Here is an 18932-nt window from a genome sequence, read left to right as displayed (position 1 = left end):
TCAGCCGCCCAGTGCCGCGTGCAGCCGGTCGGGATCGGTCGTCGGCGCCTCGCACGTGAAGTTGCGGCAGACGTACGCGGCCGGTTCGTCCCGGACCAGCGGCCGCCCGGCGAGCAACGGGAACTCGTCGCTGTCCGGAGTCCCGACGGCGACCACCGCTCCCGGCGCCGCGCCCAGGAGCGCCGTACGGTGCAGGGCCCTCGTCGCCGGATCGTCCGGAGCGGGACCGACCACCGCGACCTCCCGCGGCCCGTCCAGCGCCGCCTCGGCGACCGCGAGCCCCCACCCGATGAACCGCGGCACCCGCGGCCCGAGCGCCTTCACCACGCCCAACGCCCGCTCGGCGGCGGTGCGGTGGGGCTCGGAACCGGTGTGGGCGGCGTAGCTCAGCAGGGCGCCCGCGGCGGCGCTCCAGCCGGACGGGACGGCGTTGTCGGTCGGGTCCTGCGGACGCCTGATGAGCTGCTCCGCGTCGGCCGCGGTGTCGTACAGGGAGCCCGAGGCGGGGTCGGTGAAACGGGCGAGCACGTGGTCGAGCAGCAGCCCGGCGAACTCCAGCCACACCCCCTCACCGGTCACCGACGCCAGCGCCAGGAAGCCCTCGGCGACGTCGGCGTAGTCCTCCAGCACACCGGCGTTGGCGCCGACGCGGCCGTCCTTGCTGGTGCGGGCGATCCGGGCGCGGTCGTCGAGGTGCAGCCGCACCAGCAGGTCACCGGCGGCGACGGCGGCCTCGATCAGGTCCGGCCGGTCGAAGTAGGCCCCGGTCTCGGCGAGCGCGGCGATCGCGAGCCCGTTCCAGGCGGCGACGACCTTGTCGTCCCGGCCGGGCGCGGGCCGGGCGGCGCGCGCCGCGAGCAGCCGCTCCCGGACGCCGTCGATCCGCGCCGCGTCGAACACCTCGTCGCGCTGCGGCAGTTGCAGCACCGACGCGCCCTCCTCGAAGGTGCCCTCCTCGGTCACCCCGAAGTACCGCGCGGCGAGGTCGGCGTCGTCCTCGCCCAGCACCTCCCGCAGCTGCGCGGGCGTCCACACGTAGTACGCGCCCTCGACGTGCCTGCCGGTGCCGTCGTCGCTGTCCGCGTCCAGCGCGGAGGCGAAACCGCCCTCGGGCGTGCGCAGTTCGCGGACCATGAAGTCGGCGGTCCGCAGCGCCACCCGGCGTGCGAGGTCGGAGCCGGTGGCCCGCCACAGGTGGGCGTAGACGCGGCACAGCAGCGCGTTGTCGTAGAGCATCTTCTCGAAGTGCGGCACGACCCAGTCGCGGTCCACCGAGTACCGCGCGAAGCCGCCGCCGAGCTGGTCGTGGATCCCGCCGCGCGCCATGCGCTCGCAGGTGTCGACGGCCATCTGCAGCGCGCCCTCGGCGCCGGTGCGGGCGTGGTGCCGCAGCAGGAACTCGATCACCATGGACGGCGGGAACTTCGGCGCCCCGCCGAATCCGCCGCGCTGCGGGTCGTACTCCCTGGTCAGCCCGAGCAGCGCCTGCGCGAGCTCCTGCTCGCCCGGCACCTTCGCGTCCCCGTAGGAGATCTCCCGCCCGGCCAGGTCCCGCACGATCTTCCCGGCCACGTCGGTGACCTCGTCCCGCCGCTCCTCCCACGCCTGGTGGACCCCCTGGAGCACCTGGAGGAAGGACGGCATGCCGTGCCGCGGCTCGGGCGGGAAGTACGTGCCGAAGTAGAACGGCTCGGCGTCCGGCGTGAGGAACACGGTCATGGGCCACCCGCCGTGCCCGGTCGCCGCCTGCACGGCCTCCATGTAGACGGCGTCCACGTCGGGGCGCTCCTCGCGGTCCACCTTGACGCTCACGAAGTGCCCGTTCAGGTAGTCGGCGGTCGCCTCGTCCTCGAAGGACTCGTGCGCCATGACGTGGCACCAGTGGCAGCTGGAGTACCCGACGCTGAGCAGCACGGGCACGTTCCGCTCGCGCGCCTCCGCGAAGGCCTCGTCCGACCACGGCCACCAGTCGACCGGGTTGTCGGCGTGCTGAAGGAGGTAGGGGGACGTCTCGTGCGCCAGTCGGTTCGGCATGGTTCCAGTCTCACTCACCCGAGCCCCGGAAGTACGCAGGCGATCACCTGTCGTCCCGAAGCAGCGCAATCCGCTGTCGGTGGACGCAGCCGTCGCTAAGCTCGCCACGGCGGTTGCACGTTCACACGCGGGACGGTGGGGGATGAGGGTTCACATTCTGGCGGACGGCGACGAGGAATCCCTGGCCGACCTTCAGTCGTGGCTGGCCGACGATCCGGGTACCGCCGGGGTGCCGGTCACCACGGTCGGCGGCGACGGCCCCACGATGGGGGTACTGGAGTCGCTGGACATCGTCCTGGGCAACGCGGTGGACATCGCGAGCTTCGCCCTCGCCTACGTGACCTGGCGTTCCGTGAAGCACGACGAGTCGCCCGGGTCCGCCCAGGACGGAGGGGCGGGTGGCCGGCGCCTGGTGCACGGGGACAGCACGGTGGACATCGGCCACCTCTCCACTGAGGAACTGGCCGACCTGCTGCGCCGCCTGGACGACACCCCGTCCACGGAAGCGGACGAGTGACCTCCGGTACCGGGCGGTCACGGGCGGTCCTGTTCGGCGTCCACGACTTCAGCGAGCTGACCCGACTCGACGGCGTCCGGCACAACGTGCCGGCCCTGCGCGAGCTGCTCACCAGCGCGGACATCGGCGGCCTGGCGGAGGAGGACTGCACCGTCGTACCGCACGACGGGACACAGCAGCAGCTGCTGGACGCCCTGCACGACGCCGCGCAGGAGGCCACCGACCTGCTGCTGGTCTACTACGCGGGGCACGGGCACTTCGGCGGCCGGGACCGCTCGTTCCTCCTCGCCACACGTGACTCCAGCGGGCGGCGCCCCTATCACTCGGTGAAGTACAACGACATCCGGGATCTCGTCTCGGGATCGGCCGCCCGGCGGAAAGTGGTCGTCATCGACTGCTGCTTCAGCGGCCGGGCACTGTCCATGGCGGACGAGCAGACCCCGACGCAGCTGGACATGGAGATCACCGGTGCCTGCGTCCTCACCTCGGCCGCGGAGACGGAACGCTCCCTGTGCCTGCCGGACGGCAGTGTCTTCACCCTGGAACTGACCAGGCTGCTGCGGGAGGGGCTCAGCGGCGAGCTGACCGGCGGGCGCCGGGGCGAGCACATGCCCGACCTCACCATGACCGACGTCTTCAACACGCTGCACCTCAGACTGCACGGCAGGACAGTCGACGGCCTGCGTGTTCCGCAGCCCAGGATGAGCACTCGCGACCTCGGTCACCAGATCGTGCTCGCCCGGAACCGCGCGTACACGGGAGAGCCGGACGGCACCCCCGGGCACGGGACGGTGGAGCCGTCCGAGGAGCACGAGTGGGTGGCAGCGGCGCGCGATCACCCCTTGTGGAACTACGTGGCCGACGAACGCGGACTGCCCCTCCTGCGCGACACCGCGACCGCGCTCGTCGGCCGGGCCGCCGCCGCGACGGCGCCAGACGACGGGGGACTCGCCGGTGATCCCTGGCACTCGCCGTCCTTCACCGACCGACTGGCGGAGTGGACCGACAGCCTGCTGCTCGACAGCAGCCTGCGCCCGGAGGAACTGGAGCTCTCCGCCGCCGAGGTCTTCCTGCTCGTCACGCATCCCTACCTGCACGCCGCGTTCTGGCAGCACAACGCGAGCCAGTACCACGGGATCGAACCCACGAACCTGGCCGACGCGCAGAGCACGTCCCCGGCGCGGCGGGGCTACGAGTTGTTCCTCCAGAACCAGCCCCGACTGGTGCGCCGGGCCCTGCGGTGCAAGGACACCGACGCATCCGACGCGATCGGCTGGTGGCTCTTCCGCCGCTGGCTCGTCCGGCAGGCGAGACTCTACGAGCCCACCGCGGTCGAGACCCTGCTGGACCGGCTCGCGGTGCCCCTGGGCAAGCGCTCTCCGAGGGAGAAGCGGCTCATCGAGGACGTGCTGGATCCCTCACTGATCGCCCGGCTCCTGCGTGCCCCACAGTTCCCCGGACAGCCTGAGAAAATCGTCACCAGGCCCCGATCGGTGGGGGTGGCGGAGACAGCGCAGCGGGTCCGGGCGCAGCAGCTCGCGGAGCTGCTGCGCTTCGCCCACCTCTTCGCCATCGACCCGATCGCCCTGCCCGACGTGGTGGCGGACCACATCGGCATCGGCTACGCCGTGGGCCTCCCGGATCTGCACCGCACGCTGACCGGCTTCCGGTGGGAACCGAACGGCAGGACCCGGATCCTGAGCGCCACCTGCCACCACCTCGCCGTCGACCTGGGGCTGCGCCAGCACGCCGCCGCCCTGGACACGCTCCTGGCCCGGATCGACATCAGCACCGGCGACGAGGAGCGGCCGACGCTGCTGCGCAATCTGCCGTCGCACGTCACCGCCGACCAGGTGACGCCCGCGACCGAGGAGCACGGGCGCGCGGCCTACGAGTCGACCGAGCTGCGTTTCCGGCTGGCCGACGACCGCATCCAGGAAATGCTGATGGGTGAGGAGCTCTACGGGGATCCCGCTCTCGCCATCCGGGAGCTGTACCAGAACGCCCTGGACGCGTGCCGTTACCGACAGGCGCGTACGGCGTACCTGCGCGCCACCGGCTTCCGACAGGCCCCGTACCAGGGGAAGATCACCTTCACTCAGGGCGTCGACGAGAAGGGCCCGTATCTGGAATGCCGGGACAACGGGATCGGCATGGGGGAAGTCGAGCTGCGGGACGTGTTCTCGCACGCCGGAATGCGCTTCGCCGACCTGCCGGAGTACATCGAGGAGAAGGCGAGGTGGCGGGAACACGGCATCACCATGCACCCGAACAGCCAGTTCGGTGTGGGCGTGCTCAGCTATTTCATGCTGGCCGACGACATCACCGTCACCACCTGCCGCCTCACGCCCGACGGGCTGCCGGGCGAGCATCTCAGCGTGGAGATCGCCGGCCCCGGCTCACTGTTCCGCATCCAGCGGCTGGAACGCTGCCCCGACGCCTACACCAGTGTCCGCCTCAGGCTTCGCTCGCCCGACGTCGCGTCGTGCGTCGACGTACTGCGCCGCATCCTGTGGCTGTCCGACTTCGACGTCACGGCGAGCGACGACCGTGGACAGAAGCAGGTCTGGGAAGCGAGGACCCTCTGCGACGCGGCCCCGCTGGGTGCACTCGACCCCCACGACCCGAGCTCCGTTCGCGAGGAGGGAGCGGTCACGGTGGCCGGCTCCGTACCGGTGGTGTGGTGGTGCAACACGGGCGGCGCCGTACTGGCCGACGGCTTGTGGGCGGGCAAACACCTTTTCGGAGCCGTGGTCAACCTGTCCGGCGAACACACACCGCGCCTGACGGTGGACCGGCGGCGGACCATCGACCCGGACAGCGCGGAGACCGAACGGCTGCTGCGCCGGGAGATCCCCAGCCTGCTCGCCGCGAAGGACGCGGTGTTCCGACATGACTGGCTGGCGCGGGTCATCGAGGAGAACCCGGGGCTGGCCGACGACATCTTCGCCGAGGCGGTGCGTGTCCGCTTCGCGCCGTGGAGGATCGCAGGCCGCGAGGTGGACATCACCGAATGCGGTTACTTCGCCGAGGACGCCTCTACGGAGACGTCGGAAGATGGTTTTCCCAGAGGTTTTTCCACCAGTGGAAATTTGGCGTCCGTCGACAGATTCAGAGGGGAGGCGCTGACGAGGGCGGGATTTTTCCCGGGGTTCGTCGCCACCGGATCCACTTCATCGGACCTTCCGGTACCGTCCGACATCCACATCCTGATTCCGAGATGGCACAGTTCCCGCGCCTTCCTGGACTGGGGCGGGTCCGTTTTCACCCACCAGTCCGCGGTGAGCATCGGCCTGATATCACAGGCGGTGGACAGGACAGGACGAAGCGCCGAGGAAGTCGCCACCCGGCTCAGAGAACTCGGCTTCAGCACCCCTCCCGCGCCCCTGCCACGACTCAGCCACGACGACCTGCGCATCATCAGTCGCGACCTGGACGGAGAGGCGCCCTGGATCGACCCCGCCAGAACCGTGAGCATCGCCCACATCGCACAGGCCGCTCTCACGACCGGGTGCGACGCCGAGGAGGTCACTGCCCGGCTGAGAGAGCTCGGCCACCGCGTCCCCGCCACACCCCTGCCGCACCTCGACCCCGACGACTTCCTCATGATCAGCCAGCACCTGAACGGGGACCCACCCTGGCTCGATCCCGGTGCGGTGGTCCACCCCGCTCACGTCTTCCGCGCCGCCGACCGGACAGGGAGCACCCCCGCCCATGTCACCGCCCGCCTGACGCAGCTCGGCCACCGCGTCTCCGCGACGTCCCTGCCGCACCTCGGCCCCGACGACTTCCTCATCATCAGCCTGTACCTGAACGGGGACCCACCCTGGCTCGATCCCGGTGCGGTGGTCCATCTCGCCTTCATCACCCAAGCCGCTTCCGCAACGGAACGCACCACCGACGACATCACCACCCGCCTGGCACAACTCGGCTACCGCATCCCGGACAGCCATGTATCACCCCCGGAACCGGACGATCTTCTCTTCATCAGCCGTGACCTGGATGCGCAGCCACCTTGGCTCGACTATGACGAACCGGTCCAGCCGGCCCACATCCAGCGCGTCTCCCATGTCACGAGGCGCTCCCCGCACACCATCGCCACGCGTTTGACGGAGCTCGGCTACAGGTTGCCCGACTCCGTCACCCTGGGCACCGAAGCACACGCAGCGGAGCCGTCGACCGCCTCACGCACCAAACCCATCCCGGACAAAAATTTTCACGACGGGTGATGCTCCCCGGGGTGGATGACGCCGTCCGGCCGGTGATCGCCGCCCCCTCGCGCCGGCGCCCCGTCCGCAGCACACTCGTAGCCGGAGGAGTTGCCGCCGGAGGGGGACATGACATGAGGGACGGTCATCGGGCGGACGCCGAGCGGCTGTTGGCGCGGGCCGTGGAGGAGGAGGTGCGCCGCTCGGGCGGGCGCACGGACGGGAAGGTGCTGCTGGCGCGGGCGCGCGGGGCGCTGGACACGATGGCGCGGACGGCGACCGAGGAGTACGAGGCGTACACCCGCGCCCTGGACGAGGCGGCGGCCGGGCAGCTCACCTTCCGCCAGCGCTACGCCCGCGAGGGCGCCGGGACGCCGCTGCTGGTGGCCGGGGTGGCGGGGGTCGCGGCCGTGGTCGCCGACATGGCCCTGGGAACGGGCGCCGGGACGGCGCTGGGCGCGGGGGTGACCGTCGGAGTGGCCGGGGCGGCGGCGACCGTGGTGAAGGTGGCCGGCGCGCACGTGCCCGCCGTCCACCACCGGGCCGGCGCGGTGAGCCAGCCGGGCGGGCCGGAACAGCTGCGGTTGCAGTGGCTGACGGCACTGGAGGTGCGGGGGATCCGCCCGTTCCTGGACCAGCAGCGGGTGCTGACCGCGTCCACGGGGCGGAAGGGGGCCGGACCGCGGCTGCGCGGCACGGACAAGAGCGCGGTAGCGCGCGGACGGAGCGTGCTGGAGCAGTCGTTCGGGCAGCTGCCGGAGCCGCTGGGCCCGTTCGCCGGCCGGCGGCAGGAGATGGCGCGGATCCGGCAGTGGGTGCAGGCGGCCCGCGCGAGCACCCGGACGCAGCCGACGGTGGTGGTGCTGCACGGGCCCGCCGGCAGCGGCCGTACGACGCTCGCGGTGCGCGCCGCGCACGACCTGAAGGACCACTTCCGCGGCGCCTGCGTCGTCGATCTGCGCGGCGAGGACTCCGGTGAGCCGCCGCTGTCCACCCGGGACGCGCTGCTGCACCTGCTGAACCGGCTCGGGGCGCCCCGCGAGCAGCTGCTGTTCCGCGAGCGGTCCTCCCCCGAGCAGCAGGTCAGACGGCTGAGCGAGCTGTACCACCAGCATCTGGCGGGCCTGCCGGTCACCGTCGTCCTGGACGACGCCTCCGATCCGCGGCAGGTCCGCGCGCTGATCCCCGAGCGGTCCGACAGCCTGGTCCTGGTCACCGCCCGCGCGCCCCTGGGCCTGCCCGACGACCTTCCGGCCCGGGTGCACCAGCTGCCGGTGGAGCCGCTGGACGCGGCGGGCGCGGAGGAGCTGCTGGCCGCCGCCGCGCAGGCCTCCTCGGGCCGTACGACGCCGAGTCCGCCGAGCGGGTGCGGGAGCTGTGCGGGGGGCTGCCGCTGGCGCTGCGGCTGGCCGGCTCGTCCCTCGGCCCGCGGTCGCCGCGCGCCCTGGCCACGGACCTGGGCGCCTACGGACCGGTCGAACCGGTGGAGCGCGCCCTGTGGCTGCGCTACACCGACCAGCCGGAGACGGTACGGCGGCTGCTGCGCCGGCTGGCGCCGGCCGGCCGGGTCTCGCTGGGCGCCGCCGCCGCGGCGGCGGTGCTCGCCACCGACGAGGCGGAGGCCACCCGGCACCTGGAGGCGCTGTCCCGCGCGGGCCTGATCGACCGCGTGCGGCACGGCCGCTACCGGCTGCACGACCTGGTGCGCGCCTTCGCGCTGGCCCGGCTGCTCGACGAGGAGGACCCGGCCGAGCGCACCGCGGCGCAGGAGCGGCTGATCGTGAACTACGCCGAGCTGGCCGACTCGGTGCTGCGGCTGGTCGACGGCAACATGTCGACCCGCTCGGACCGGTTCGGCCCGTACGGCTTCACCTCGCTGGACGAGGCGCTGCGCTGGCTGGACGACGAGTCGAGCTTCATCACGGCGGCGCTGCGGCACGCGGAGGGCGTGGACCGGGCGGCGGTGCTGAACCTGCTGGGCGCGCTGTGCGACTACTGCCTGCTGCGCGGCGACCTGTACCGCCTCGGGGAGATCAGCGAGCTGGCGCAGGCGGTGGACGAGGGCCTGCTGGTGCGCTCGGTGCAGTGGCGCACGGGTATCGCGGCACGCCAGCTGGGCGAGCTGGACAAGGCGCGCACCACCCTGGCGTCGGTCGTGGACCTGTACCGGGAGGCGCACCACGACGCGGGCGCGGCCCGTGCGCTGACCTCGCTCGGCATCACGCTGCACCACCAGGGCAACCTGACGGAGGCGTCGGCGAGGCTGCGCGAGGCCCTCGGCCTGCAGTCCGCCCCCGAGCTGGCCACGGACCGCGCCTGGACGATGCACGCGCTGGCGGCGGTCGAGCGGGACCGCGCCCGGCTGTCGGAGGCGCTGGACCTGCTGACCGAGTCCCTGGTGCTGCACCGGGCGGGCGAGTCCGTGCACGGCCAGGCGTGGGCGCACTACCAGCTCGGCCAGCTGTGCCTGCGGATGGGCGACGTGCCGCGCGCCGGGACCGAGCTGCGCGCGGCCCTCGAGCTGTACGGCCGGACCCGCGACGCCCGCGGCGAGGCCTGGGCGCTCACCCAGCTGGCCCGGGCCCGCCTGGTGGGCGGTGACGCCTCCGAGGCGGCGGAGGAGCTGCGGCGGGCCGCCGCCCGGCACCGGGACAACGAGGACGCGCGGGGCGAGGCCTGGACGCTGTACTACCTGGGCCAGGCGCTGGAGGAGACCGGGGACCTGGACCGGGCGGTGCGCGAGCTGGAACGCGCCCGCACGATGTTCTCCCGGATGCGGGACGTCTACGGCCTGGCCTGCGCCCGGCACCACTCGGCGCGGGTGACCCGCGACCAGCGGGCGGCGCGGACCGGTTCGCTGCGCAACTCCGGTTTCGCCCGCCAGCTCCTCGTGGACGCCCGGGCCGACTTCCAGCGCATCGGCGTGGCGCACGGCGAGGCGTGGACCTGCCTGGAGCTGGCGGTCGTCGACGCGGGCAACGCCCGCACCCAGCAGGCGCTGGCCCTGTGCGACGAGGCGGTGGCCCTGTTCGCGTCCTACGGCGACCGCCGCGGCGAGGACTGGGCCCGCTTCCTGCGCTGCACCCTCCTGCCGTACGCGGCCCCGGGCGGCACGGAGGTCGGCACGGCGGTGGCCCAGGAGGAGCTGTCCCGGCTGGCCCGGGCCGCCCATGCCTCCCGCGACGGGAAGCTGGACGACTGCGTGGAGGCCTACCAGCTGCTGCTGGAGCGGGGCGTCAGCCTGGAGGCGGGCTGGCAGGCCTGGCGCCTGGGCATGGTCCCGGGCCGCCACGCGCGGGAGGTGATGGGCGTGGCCGTGGGGTCCAGGGCGTAGGACGCCGCGGGCCGGGGCACGACGGGACCACGGACGGGCGTGCGCCCCCTGCCCGCGCCCCGCCGCCGTACGGCCCTCCGGGTCCGGAGGGCCGTACGGTTCAGCCGTTCTTCTTCCGGCTCCCGCCGGAGGCGGCCGCCTCGGTGCCGCTGTCGGGCCGGCCCCGCGGGTCCTCGGCCTCGGGGAAGTCGACCCGGCCCATGTGGCGGTTCATCGACTTCATCAGGGCCCAGACGGCCAGGGCCATCACCGCGAAGACGATGAAGCCGAGGACACCGGGGGTGACCTTGTCCTCGTCGAGCTCCTTGGCCAGGGGGACGAGGTGGGTGATTGCCAGGCTTGCGCTCATGTCAGGCATTGTCCCGGATGCCCGCGAAGAGGTCGTCCTCGGGGAGGGAGGTATCGACGAGGGACTTGGCGAGCTCGTACTCCTCCGTGGGCCAGACCTCCTTCTGGACCTCCATCGGCACCCGGAACCAGCCGCCGTCGGGGTCGATCTGCGTGGCGTGCGCGATCAGCGCCTTGTCGCGGATCTCGAAGAAGTCGGCGCACGGGACGTGCGTGGTGAGCGTGCGCTCCTTGCGCTCGAACTCGCTCCAGCGCTTGAGCCAGTCCCCGTAGGGCGACTCCAGGCCGCGGTCCAGCATGGCCTGGTGCAGCGCCTCGGTGCGGGGGCGGTTGAAGCCCTGGTTGTAGTACAGCTTCAGCGGCTGGTACGCCGGGCCGTACTCCTCCTCCGGGTACTTCGCGGTGTCCGCCGCGCCCTCGAACGCCACCATCGTGATCTTGTGGGTCATGATGTGGTCGGGGTGCGGGTAGCCGCCGTTCTCGTCGTAGGTGGTGATCACCTGGGGACGGAAGGAGCGGATCCTGCGCACCAGCTCGCCGGCCGCCTTGTCGACGTCCTCCAGGGCGAAGCAGCCCTCCGGCAGCGGCGGCAGCGGGTCGCCCTCGGGCAGGCCGGAGTCGACGAAGCCGAGCCACTCCTGCTTGACGCCGAGGATCTCGCGGGCCTCGTCCATCTCCTTCCTGCGCACCTCGTGGATGTGCTCCTCGATGTACGCGTCGCCCTGCAGTTTCGGGTTGAGGATGGAGCCGCGCTCCCCGCCCGTGCAGGTCACCACCAGCACGTCCACCCCCTCGGACACGTACTTCGCCATGGTGGCCGCGCCCTTGCTCGACTCGTCGTCGGGGTGGGCGTGCACGGCCATCAGTCGCAGCTGGTCAGTCAAGACTCAATCCTCAAGTCGTCAGGCGCCCTGTGTGCGGCGGCGCAGTCGCAGGCTTCTATAGTGACCGAACCGGGGGGCGAATAATTCCGGGATCCGGGCCCGCGTCCGTGACGGGACCCGCGTTCCCCTCCGCCGAGGATTCCTGCCGAGGAGACGATCATGAGCACGGCGAGCACGCGGCTGCCCGAGGGCCGTTACGGTCGTTCCTCGGACGAGCGCGCCGACCGCACGCTCAGGGTCGTCGGCGCCGTGCTGGCCGTGGTGATGCTCGGGCTGGTCGGCTGGTTCGGCTACCACCACGTCGCCAAGAACGAGATCAGCGCCGAGGTGATCGGCTTCGACCTCTCCGAGGACGCGGTGAAGGTGCGCCTGGAGGTGCGCAAGGACGCGGGGGCGAGCGGCTACTGCACGGTGCGCTCCCAGGCCAAGGACGGCGCCGAGGTGGGCCGCGCCGACTTCCGCTTCGACGGGGACGACACGCGCATCGACGAGGTCGTCACGCTCCGCACCACCTCCCCGGGCACCACGGCCGAGCTCGTCGGCTGCCACGCGGACTGACACGGCCGGGAATACATGGCCGCTGACCTGCGCTGACATGAGTCCGGCGGCTTATGTCCTCCCCCTTTGGGCGGTCAATTGTTAGGCTCGTGGTTTCGCCCATCCGTAGAGGAACATCCTTCTGGGGAGGGGCGATACTTTGTATTCCCAGTACCTACGAGGAGCACCTGTGACCCAGACCAGCGAGAACGTCACCTGGCTGACCCAGGAGGCGTACAACAAGCTCAAGGACGAGCTTGAGTACCTTACTGGTCCCGCGCGCACGGAGATCGCCGCGAAGATCGCCGCCGCGCGCGAGGAGGGCGACCTGCGTGAGAACGGCGGGTACCACGCGGCCAAGGAGGAGCAGGGCAAGCAGGAGCTCCGTGTGCGCCAGCTCACCCAGCTCCTCGAGAACGCCAAGGTCGGCGAGGCTCCGGCGGCCGACGGCGCGGTGGCGCCCGGCATGGTCGTGACGATCGCCTTCGACGGCGACGAGGACGACACGCTGACCTTCCTGCTCGCCTCGCGCGAGTACGCGAGCGCGGACATCGAGACCTACTCGCCGCAGTCCCCGCTGGGCGCCGGCGTGACCGGCCACAAGGTCGGCGAGGACGCGGAGTACGAGCTGCCGAACGGCAAGAAGGCCTCGGTGAAGATCCTCAAGGCCGAGCCGTACAACGGCTGACCCGCCCCCGCACGTCTCCGACGGCCCCCGGCGCCCTGTGCGGCGCCGGGGGTCTCGTCATGCCGCGGCCGAGCGGTACTTGCGCACGGCGAGGGTGCGGAAGAACGCGACGATCAGGACCGAGTAGATCAGCGAGGCCCACACCGGGTGCTGCATGGGCCAGGCGTCCGAGGTGGAGACCCCGGGGTTGCCGAAGAGCTCGCGGCAGGCCTGGACGGTGGCGCTGAACGGGTTCCAGTCGGCGATGTGGCGCAGCCAGGGCGTCATGTTGCTGGAGTCGACGAACGCGTTCGAGACGAAGGTGACCGGGAAGAGCCAGACGAGTCCGCCGGAGGTGGCCGCCTCCGGGGTGCGGACCGACAGGCCGATGACCGCGCCGATCCAGGTGAACGCGTACCCGGTCAGGAGCAGCAGGGCGAACGCGCCGAGCACCTCGCCGACGCTGGTGTGGGTGCGCCAGCCGACGAGGAGGGCGACGACGGCGAGCACGAGCAGGGTGAGCGCCGTCTGCACCAGGTCGGCGAGGGTGCGGCCGGTGAGCACCGCGCCGCGTGCCATGGGCAGGGAGCGGAAGCGGTCGATGAGCCCCTTGTGCATGTCCTCGGCGATGCCCGCGCCGGCTCCGGCGGTGGCGAACGTGACGGTCTGCGCGAAGATGCCCGCCATCAGGAACTCGCGGTAGACGGAGGAGTCCGTGCTGCCGCCGATGTTCATGGAGCCGCCGAAGACGTAGGAGAACAGCACCACGAACATGATCGGCTGGATGAGCCCGAAGATGACCACTTCGGGGATCCGGGCCATGCGGATCAGGTTGCGTCTGGCGACGACCAGGGAGTCCCGGACCGACTGGGCGACGGGGTTGCCGGGTGCCGTGATCCGCACGGCGTCGGTGACGGCACTCATTTCGCGGTCTCCTTGCTGTGGCGGTGTCCCTGTCCCCCGGCGTCGCGCGCGGTGCGCTCGCCGTCGTCCTCGTCCTCGTGCGCGGTCTGCGCGACGTGTCCGGTCAGGGAGAGGAAGACGTCGTCGAGGGTCGGGCGGCGCAGGCCGATGTCGTCGATCTCGATACCGCGGGTGTCGAGCTCGCGGATGATCTCGGCCAGGAGCTTCGCTCCGCCGGAGACCGGCGTGGTGATCTTGCGCATGTGCTCCTCGACCGTGGTGTCGCCCTTGCCGGGGCCGCGCAGGCTGTACCTGTCCAGGAGGGCGGAGACGGTCCGGACGTGCTCGCGGTCGTGCACCACGACCTCGACGCGCTCGCCGCCGGTGCGGGCCTTGAGCTGGTCGGAGGTGCCCTGGGCGATGACCCGGCCGTGGTCGACGACGGCGATGTCGTGCGCGAGGTGGTCGGCCTCCTCCAGGTACTGGGTGGTGAGCAGCAGTGTCGTGCCCCCGGAGACGAGCTGTTTGATCACCTCCCACAGCTGCTGCCGGTTGCGCGGGTCGAGGCCGGTCGTCGGCTCGTCCATGAACATCACGGGCGGCGAGACGACCAGGGCCGCCGCGAGGTCGAGCCGGCGGCGCATGCCCCCGGAGTAGGTCCTGGCGGTGCGGTCGGCCGCGTCCGCGAGGTTGAACTGCTCCAGCAGCTCGTCCGCGCGGGCCCGGGCCGCCTTCGCCCGCATCTGGTAGAGCTGTCCGACCATCTGCAGGTTCTCGCGGCCGGTCAGGTACTCGTCGACGGCCGCGAACTGGCCGGACAGGCCGATGGAGCGGCGTACGGCGTCGGGCTGTCCCAACACGTCGAGGCCGGCGACCACGGCACGGCCGCTGTCGGGCCGCAGCAGGGTGGTCAGGCAGCGGACGGTGGTGGTCTTGCCCGCGCCGTTCGGCCCGAGCAGGCCCAGGACGGTGCCCTCGGGGACATCGAGGTCGACGCCGTCCAGTGCCCTGACGTCCCCGAAGGTCTTGACCAGACCTTCGGCATAGATGGCGCCTGGCATATGAGTCTCCACGTCATCGGGGAATTCTTCGGGAATGCTTGGCCTGTGCGCTTCGTCCCGCCGGGGTGCTCCTCCGCCGAGCGGGCGGGGCGGCGCGGCGGGCGACATTCACCATAACGCGATGTATCGCGTCCCTCAACGGACTTCCCCGAACGAGTGACGAGGAGTCGTGGCCCGGCCGGTGCCGGGCCGTCCGTGTCAGTCCATCACCGTGTAACCCGCGTCGCGCAGGGCCCCGTCGACCTCGGTGCAGTGCGCCGGTCCCTTGGTCTCCAGGTGCAGCTCGACCTCCACCTCCGTGAGCCCGAGCCGCGGGTCGGTCCGTACGTGGCTCACGTCGAGGACGTTGGCGTCGACCGCCGACAGCGTCCCGAGGAGCGCCGCGAGGGCGCCCGGCCGGTCCGTCAGGCGCAGCCGGACGGCCAGGTAGCGGCCCTGCGCGGCCATGCCGTGCCGCAGCACGCGCTCCATCAGCACCGGGTCGACGTTGCCCCCGGACAGCACCGCGACGACCGGTCCGTCGAAGGCGTCGGGCCTGCTCAGCAGCGCCGCGACCGGGCTCGCCCCGGCCGGCTCGACGACCAGCTTGGCCCGCTCCAGGCACAGCAGCAGCGCCGTGGACAGCTCGTCCTCGGTGACGGTGCGCACCTCGTCCACCAGCTCGTCGACGATCGCGAACGGCACGTCACCGGGCCGCCCCACCTTGATGCCGTCGGCCATGGTCACCGGGTTGCGCACCGGCACCGGACGCCCGGCCGCCAGCGAGGGCGGGTACGCCGCCGCGCCCTCCGCCTGCACCCCGACGATCCGCACGTCCGGCCGCAGCGCCTTCACCCCGACCGCGATGCCGGCGGCCAGCCCGCCCCCGCCGACGCCCACGACGATCGTCCGCACCTCGGGGCACTGCTCCAGGATCTCCAGGCCCACCGTGCCCTGGCCCGCGATGACGTCCGGGTGGTCGAAGGGGTGGATGAACACCGCCCCCGTGTCGTGCGCGTACTCCTGCGCGGCGGCCAGCGACTCGTCCACCACCTGGCCCCGCAGCCGCACCTCGGCGCCGTACTCCCGGGTCGCGCTGATCTTCGGCAGCGGGGCGCCCTTCGGCATGAACACCGTCGACCGCACCCCCAGCAGCGACGACGCCAGCGCGACACCCTGCGCGTGGTTGCCGGCGCTCGCCGCGACGACACCGGCGGCACGCTCCTCGGGCAGCAGCCCGGCGATCCGGACGTACGCGCCGCGCAGTTTGAACGACCCCGTCCGCTGGAGGTTCTCGCACTTCAGGTGCACCGGCGCGCCCACCTGCCGGGACAGGTGCCGGCTGCCCTCCATCGCGGTCGTCCGTGCCACGCCCGAGAGCATCTTCTGGGCGCCGCGCACGTCGTCGAGGGTGACGGTGCGCAAGGGGTCGGCCGTGCTGTAGCTCATGGCCCCAGCATCGCAGTTCACACGTGTCCGCGACCGCTGTGACCGACCCGCGGACTCCGCTTTGCACAGCGCCCGCACGGCCCGCCCTCCGGCCGCGTACCCTGTCCCCCACACAAGCAGCCCTCCACGAAGTGAGCCCCCGGCCATGCCCACAACACCTGAAATGTCGATGGACATGACGACGGACGCAACTGCCGTCGGTGACACCGGTCTTCTCGACACGTTGCAGCACGAGGTGGCGCTGTTCGCCCGCCGCGCCGAACAGACGCGGCTCGGCGGGGTCGGCCAGGTGCGCAACTCCATGGACCGCGCCGCCTACCTGCTGCTCAACCGCCTCGACAAAGAGGGTCCGATGGGCGTCAAGGCGCTCGCCGCGAGCATGGGCATCGACTCCTCGACGGTCACCCGGCAGGTGGCCCCGCTCGTGGACACCGGCCTGGTCAAGCGGACCTCGCACCCCGAGGACGGACGCGCGGTGGTGCTCCAGCTGTCCCCGCGCGGGCTGTCCCGCCTGGAGGAAGTGCGGGCCTCGCGGCGTCAGTTGATGGCCGAGCTGACACACGACTGGGAGCCGGAGGAGCGCGAGGCGTTCTGCGCGCTCCTGACCCGCTTCAACAGCGCGCTGTCCACGCGGATGTCGGTGCAGGGGGGACCCGGCCAGGAGGGGCAGCCGGCGTCCTGACCGCCCCGGACGTCCGTCCGGGGCGGGGTGCCCGTCGGGCGCGGGGGTGCCGCCGCGCGCGAGGGCGGCCCGGTTGCGGGGTGCGCGGCTCTTGACCACGGGGTGGACCCTGGCCTCATATGAGACCGGGTCCCCGTCGTACGCGCCCGCCGCGGGCCGTACGCGGCCGGGACCGGCTCGTTCAGGGGTGGCGGGAGGCGCGGTTGCGACCACGGCATGCGTCCCGGGATCTGCGCCGGGCCCGCGAGTTCGAGGCGTACGTCGCGGGCGCGGGCGGACGGCTGCTGCACACCGCGACGCTGCTCACCGCGGAGGCACCGGACGACAACCCGCGCGCGCGGCGCCTGCTGACCCTGGCGCTGGCCCACACGTACGCGTCCTGGGACCGGTTGCGCGGCGAGGACCCCTACGACGTCACCCGCCGGTACCTGGCGACCCGCTTCGCGCACGGCGCCTGGCACCGGCACGGCGGTCCGCTCCGCTCGCGCCCCCGCCCCGGGGGCCTCCTGGTCCGGCTCACCCCGCAGGAACGCCTGATCCTGGTCCTGCGGCTCCACGAGGGCGTCGCCGAGGAGCAGACGGCGGCCCTGCTCGGTCTGCCCGCGGAGCGCGTGCGGACGATCTGCCACCGCGCGATGGCGGTCCTCCTGCGCCCGCCCCGGGAACCGGCTCCGGCGGTCGAAGGCGCCGGGGCGGTGCCGTCATGAGGCCGCCCGGACCGGCGGGGCCCGGCGACGACGACCAGACGGGAGGCGGGGATGGCCCGGACGAACCGTGAGGCGACCGTGCGGCGGCTGCTGGAGCGGCCGCCGCCCCCGGTGCCGCCCGGGCTCCACGCGCAGGCCGTGCGCCGCGGTGCCCGCATCCTGCGGCGCAGGACGCTGGCGCGCCGCGCGATGTGGCTGCTGGTGTGCGCGGCGGCCGTGGCGTTCACGGTGTGGGCGCTGACGGCCCGGCCCTGGGCGGAGCCGCCGTCGGAGACGACGCCGCCCCTGACGGGCTGGTGAACCGGCCCGGCGCGAACCGGCTCGCGGTCCTTACTTCCCGAGCGCCTGCTGGAGGTCGTCGAGCAGGTCGTCGACGTTCTCGATGCCGACGGACAGCCGCACCAGGTCGGCGGGGACCTCGAGCGCGGAACCGGCCGCGGACGCGTGCGTCATCCGCCCGGGGTGCTCGATCAGCGACTCGACGCCGCCCAGGGACTCGCCGAGCGTGAACACCCGGGCCCGGTTGCAGACCTCGACGGCCGCCTCCTCGCCGCCCTCGACGCGGAAGGAGATCATGCCGCCGAACGCCCGCATCTGCTTGGCGGCGACCTCGTGACCGGGGTGGTCCGGCAGGCCCGGGTACAGGACGCTCGTCACGCGCGCGTGGCGGGTGAGCATCTCGGCGATCCTCGTCGCGTTCTCGCTGTGCCGGTCCATGCGGACCGAGAGCGTCTTGGTGCCGCGCAGCACCAGCCAGGAGTCGAAGGGTCCGGCGACCGCGCCCATCGCGTTCTGGTGGAAGGCCAGCTCCTCGCCCAGCTCCGCGTCGCCGGTGATCAGGGCGCCGCCGACGACGTCCGAGTGGCCGCCCATGTACTTGGTCAGGGAGTGCACGACGACGTCCGCGCCGAGCGCGAGCGGCTGCTGGAGGTACGGCGTGGCGAAGGTGTTGTCGACGACGAGGCGGGCGCCCGCGTCCCGGGCGACCTGGGCGACGGCGGCGATGTCGGTGATGCCGAGCAGCGGGTTGGAGGGGGTCTCCACCCAGACGGCCTTGGTCTTCGGGGTGAGGGCGGCCCGCACCGCGGCCGGGTCGGAGGTGTCGGCCACCGACCACTCCACGCCCCAGCGGGCGACGACCTTGGCGAAGAGGCGGAACGTGCCGCCGTACGCGTCGTTCGGGATCACCACGTGGTCGCCGGGGCTGAGCAGCGTGCGCAGCAGGCAGTCCTCGGCCGCCAGTCCGGACGCGAACGCGAGGCCGCGGCGGCCACCCTCCAGGGCGGCGAGGTTCTCCTCCAGCGCGGTCCTGGTGGGGTTGGCGCTGCGGCTGTACTCGTAGCCGCCGCGCAGGCCGCCGACGCCGTCCTGCTTGTAGGTGGACACCTGGTAGATCGGCGGGACGACCGCGCCCGTCAGGGGGTCGGCGGTGTTGCCCGCGTGGATCGCGAGCGTCTCGAAGTGCTGACTGATGTGCCTGTCGCTCATGAGCACCGAGGGTAGTGCTCGGGCGGCGCCGATGACGGATGCGGGGCGGACGGGGGGCGGAAGCGGGGCGGAAGCGGGGCGGAAGCGGGGCGGAGGAAGGACGGACGAGGGGTGGACGAGGGGCGGGTGAGGGC

Annotated in this window: 14 protein-coding genes and 1 pseudogene; 8 read left to right on the top strand and 7 right to left on the bottom strand. The window is 72.4% G+C overall.

Annotation, left to right across the window (positions count from 1 at the left end; translation table 11 throughout):
- Entirely contained in the window at window positions 1-2034 is a 2034-nt protein-coding gene (locus GL259_RS24695) for a thioredoxin domain-containing protein (RefSeq protein ID WP_166461550.1), read from the bottom strand.
- 142 nt (window positions 2035-2176) lie between these two features.
- On the opposite strand from GL259_RS24695, the gene GL259_RS24690 reads away from it, so the two are divergent.
- The 3 genes and pseudogenes from GL259_RS24690 (at window position 2177) to GL259_RS24680 (ending at window position 10093) form a co-directional block, all read left to right on the top strand.
- A complete protein-coding gene (locus GL259_RS24690; protein ID WP_159535513.1) occupies window positions 2177-2551 on the top strand; it encodes a hypothetical protein in 375 nt (124 codons plus the stop codon).
- Window positions 2548-6780: a caspase family protein gene (locus GL259_RS24685; RefSeq protein ID WP_159535512.1), complete on the top strand. Its 4233-nt coding sequence runs from the start codon at window positions 2548-2550 to the stop codon at window positions 6778-6780. The genes GL259_RS24690 and GL259_RS24685 overlap by 4 nt, the downstream gene beginning before the upstream one ends.
- A 113-nt stretch (window positions 6781-6893) precedes the next feature.
- Window positions 6894-10093 (top strand): annotated as a pseudogene (locus GL259_RS24680) (tetratricopeptide repeat protein).
- Window positions 10094-10193: 100 nt separating this feature from the next.
- Here GL259_RS24680 and GL259_RS24675 read toward each other — a convergent pair.
- Window positions 10194-10451, bottom strand: coding sequence for a hypothetical protein (locus GL259_RS24675; protein WP_208026514.1), 258 nt, complete (start codon window positions 10449-10451; stop codon window positions 10194-10196).
- Window positions 10444-11325: a mycothiol conjugate amidase Mca gene (gene mca / locus GL259_RS24670; protein ID WP_159535510.1), complete on the bottom strand. Its 882-nt coding sequence runs from the start codon at window positions 11323-11325 to the stop codon at window positions 10444-10446. Before mca ends, GL259_RS24675 begins: the two co-directional genes overlap by 8 nt.
- Before the next feature lie 159 nt (window positions 11326-11484).
- Here mca and GL259_RS24665 point away from each other — a divergent pair, with 159 nt between their 5' ends.
- Window positions 11485-11883: a DUF4307 domain-containing protein gene (locus GL259_RS24665; protein ID WP_159535509.1), complete on the top strand. Its 399-nt coding sequence runs from the start codon at window positions 11485-11487 to the stop codon at window positions 11881-11883.
- Between the two features lie 169 nt (window positions 11884-12052).
- A complete protein-coding gene (greA, locus tag GL259_RS24660) occupies window positions 12053-12550 on the top strand; it encodes a transcription elongation factor GreA (RefSeq protein ID WP_159535508.1) in 498 nt (165 codons plus the stop codon).
- Between the two features lie 57 nt (window positions 12551-12607).
- On the opposite strand, the gene GL259_RS24655 is transcribed toward greA, so the two are convergent.
- From GL259_RS24655 to ilvA, 3 genes are all read right to left on the bottom strand, one after another.
- A complete protein-coding gene (locus GL259_RS24655; protein ID WP_159535507.1) occupies window positions 12608-13453 on the bottom strand; it encodes an ABC transporter permease in 846 nt (281 codons plus the stop codon).
- Entirely contained in the window at window positions 13450-14493 is a 1044-nt protein-coding gene (locus GL259_RS24650) for an ATP-binding cassette domain-containing protein (protein WP_159535506.1), read from the bottom strand. Before GL259_RS24650 ends, GL259_RS24655 begins: the two co-directional genes overlap by 4 nt.
- A 198-nt stretch (window positions 14494-14691) precedes the next feature.
- On the bottom strand, window positions 14692-15921 hold the full coding sequence (gene ilvA, locus GL259_RS24645) for a threonine ammonia-lyase (RefSeq protein WP_159535505.1): 1230 nt from the start codon (window positions 15919-15921) through the stop codon (window positions 14692-14694).
- Between the two features lie 163 nt (window positions 15922-16084).
- Between ilvA and GL259_RS24640 the strand changes: the two genes are divergently transcribed.
- From GL259_RS24640 to GL259_RS24630, 3 genes are all read left to right on the top strand, one after another.
- The gene (locus GL259_RS24640; protein ID WP_159535504.1) at window positions 16085-16603 is read left to right on the top strand and encodes a MarR family transcriptional regulator; all 519 of its coding nucleotides are present in this window, start codon (window positions 16085-16087) and stop codon (window positions 16601-16603) included.
- 203 nt (window positions 16604-16806) lie between these two features.
- Window positions 16807-17310, top strand: coding sequence for a sigma factor-like helix-turn-helix DNA-binding protein (locus tag GL259_RS24635; protein WP_159535503.1), 504 nt, complete (start codon window positions 16807-16809; stop codon window positions 17308-17310).
- A gap of 51 nt (window positions 17311-17361) precedes the next feature.
- Window positions 17362-17610 carry a hypothetical protein gene (locus GL259_RS24630; protein ID WP_159535502.1) on the top strand — a complete coding sequence of 83 codons (249 nt, stop codon included), beginning with the start codon at window positions 17362-17364 and terminating at the stop codon, window positions 17608-17610.
- A 30-nt stretch (window positions 17611-17640) separates the two neighbouring features.
- On the opposite strand, the gene GL259_RS24625 is transcribed toward GL259_RS24630, so the two are convergent.
- Window positions 17641-18798, bottom strand: a complete 1158-nt coding sequence (locus tag GL259_RS24625) for a cystathionine gamma-synthase (RefSeq protein ID WP_159535501.1) — start codon at window positions 18796-18798, stop codon at window positions 17641-17643.
- Window positions 18799-18932 lie beyond the last annotated feature (134 nt).

Source organism: Streptomyces sp. Tu 3180, from assembly GCF_009852415.1.
GTDB lineage: Bacteria > Actinomycetota > Actinomycetes > Streptomycetales > Streptomycetaceae > Streptomyces.
Note: the sequence above shows the minus strand (reverse complement) of the source record. Positions and strands in the feature narration are given on the sequence as shown.

What these genes read in the sequence shown, in the direction of transcription:
- GL259_RS24675 (WP_208026514.1), bottom strand. Translation starts at nt 10,451, where the DNA reads ATGCCTGACATGAGCGCAAGCCTGGCAATCACCCACCTCGTCCCCCTG.
- GL259_RS24695 (WP_166461550.1), bottom strand. Translation starts at nt 2,034, where the DNA reads ATGCCGAACCGACTGGCGCACGAGACGTCCCCCTACCTCCTTCAGCAC.
- GL259_RS24650 (WP_159535506.1), bottom strand. Translation starts at nt 14,493, where the DNA reads ATGCCAGGCGCCATCTATGCCGAAGGTCTGGTCAAGACCTTCGGGGAC.
- ilvA (WP_159535505.1), bottom strand. Translation starts at nt 15,921, where the DNA reads ATGAGCTACAGCACGGCCGACCCCTTGCGCACCGTCACCCTCGACGAC.
- GL259_RS24665 (WP_159535509.1), top strand. Translation starts at nt 11,485, where the DNA reads ATGAGCACGGCGAGCACGCGGCTGCCCGAGGGCCGTTACGGTCGTTCC.
- GL259_RS24640 (WP_159535504.1), top strand. Translation starts at nt 16,085, where the DNA reads ATGTCGATGGACATGACGACGGACGCAACTGCCGTCGGTGACACCGGT.
- GL259_RS24630 (WP_159535502.1), top strand. Translation starts at nt 17,362, where the DNA reads ATGGCCCGGACGAACCGTGAGGCGACCGTGCGGCGGCTGCTGGAGCGG.
- GL259_RS24625 (WP_159535501.1), bottom strand. Translation starts at nt 18,798, where the DNA reads ATGAGCGACAGGCACATCAGTCAGCACTTCGAGACGCTCGCGATCCAC.
- GL259_RS24690 (WP_159535513.1), top strand. Translation starts at nt 2,177, where the DNA reads ATGAGGGTTCACATTCTGGCGGACGGCGACGAGGAATCCCTGGCCGAC.
- GL259_RS24655 (WP_159535507.1), bottom strand. Translation starts at nt 13,453, where the DNA reads ATGAGTGCCGTCACCGACGCCGTGCGGATCACGGCACCCGGCAACCCC.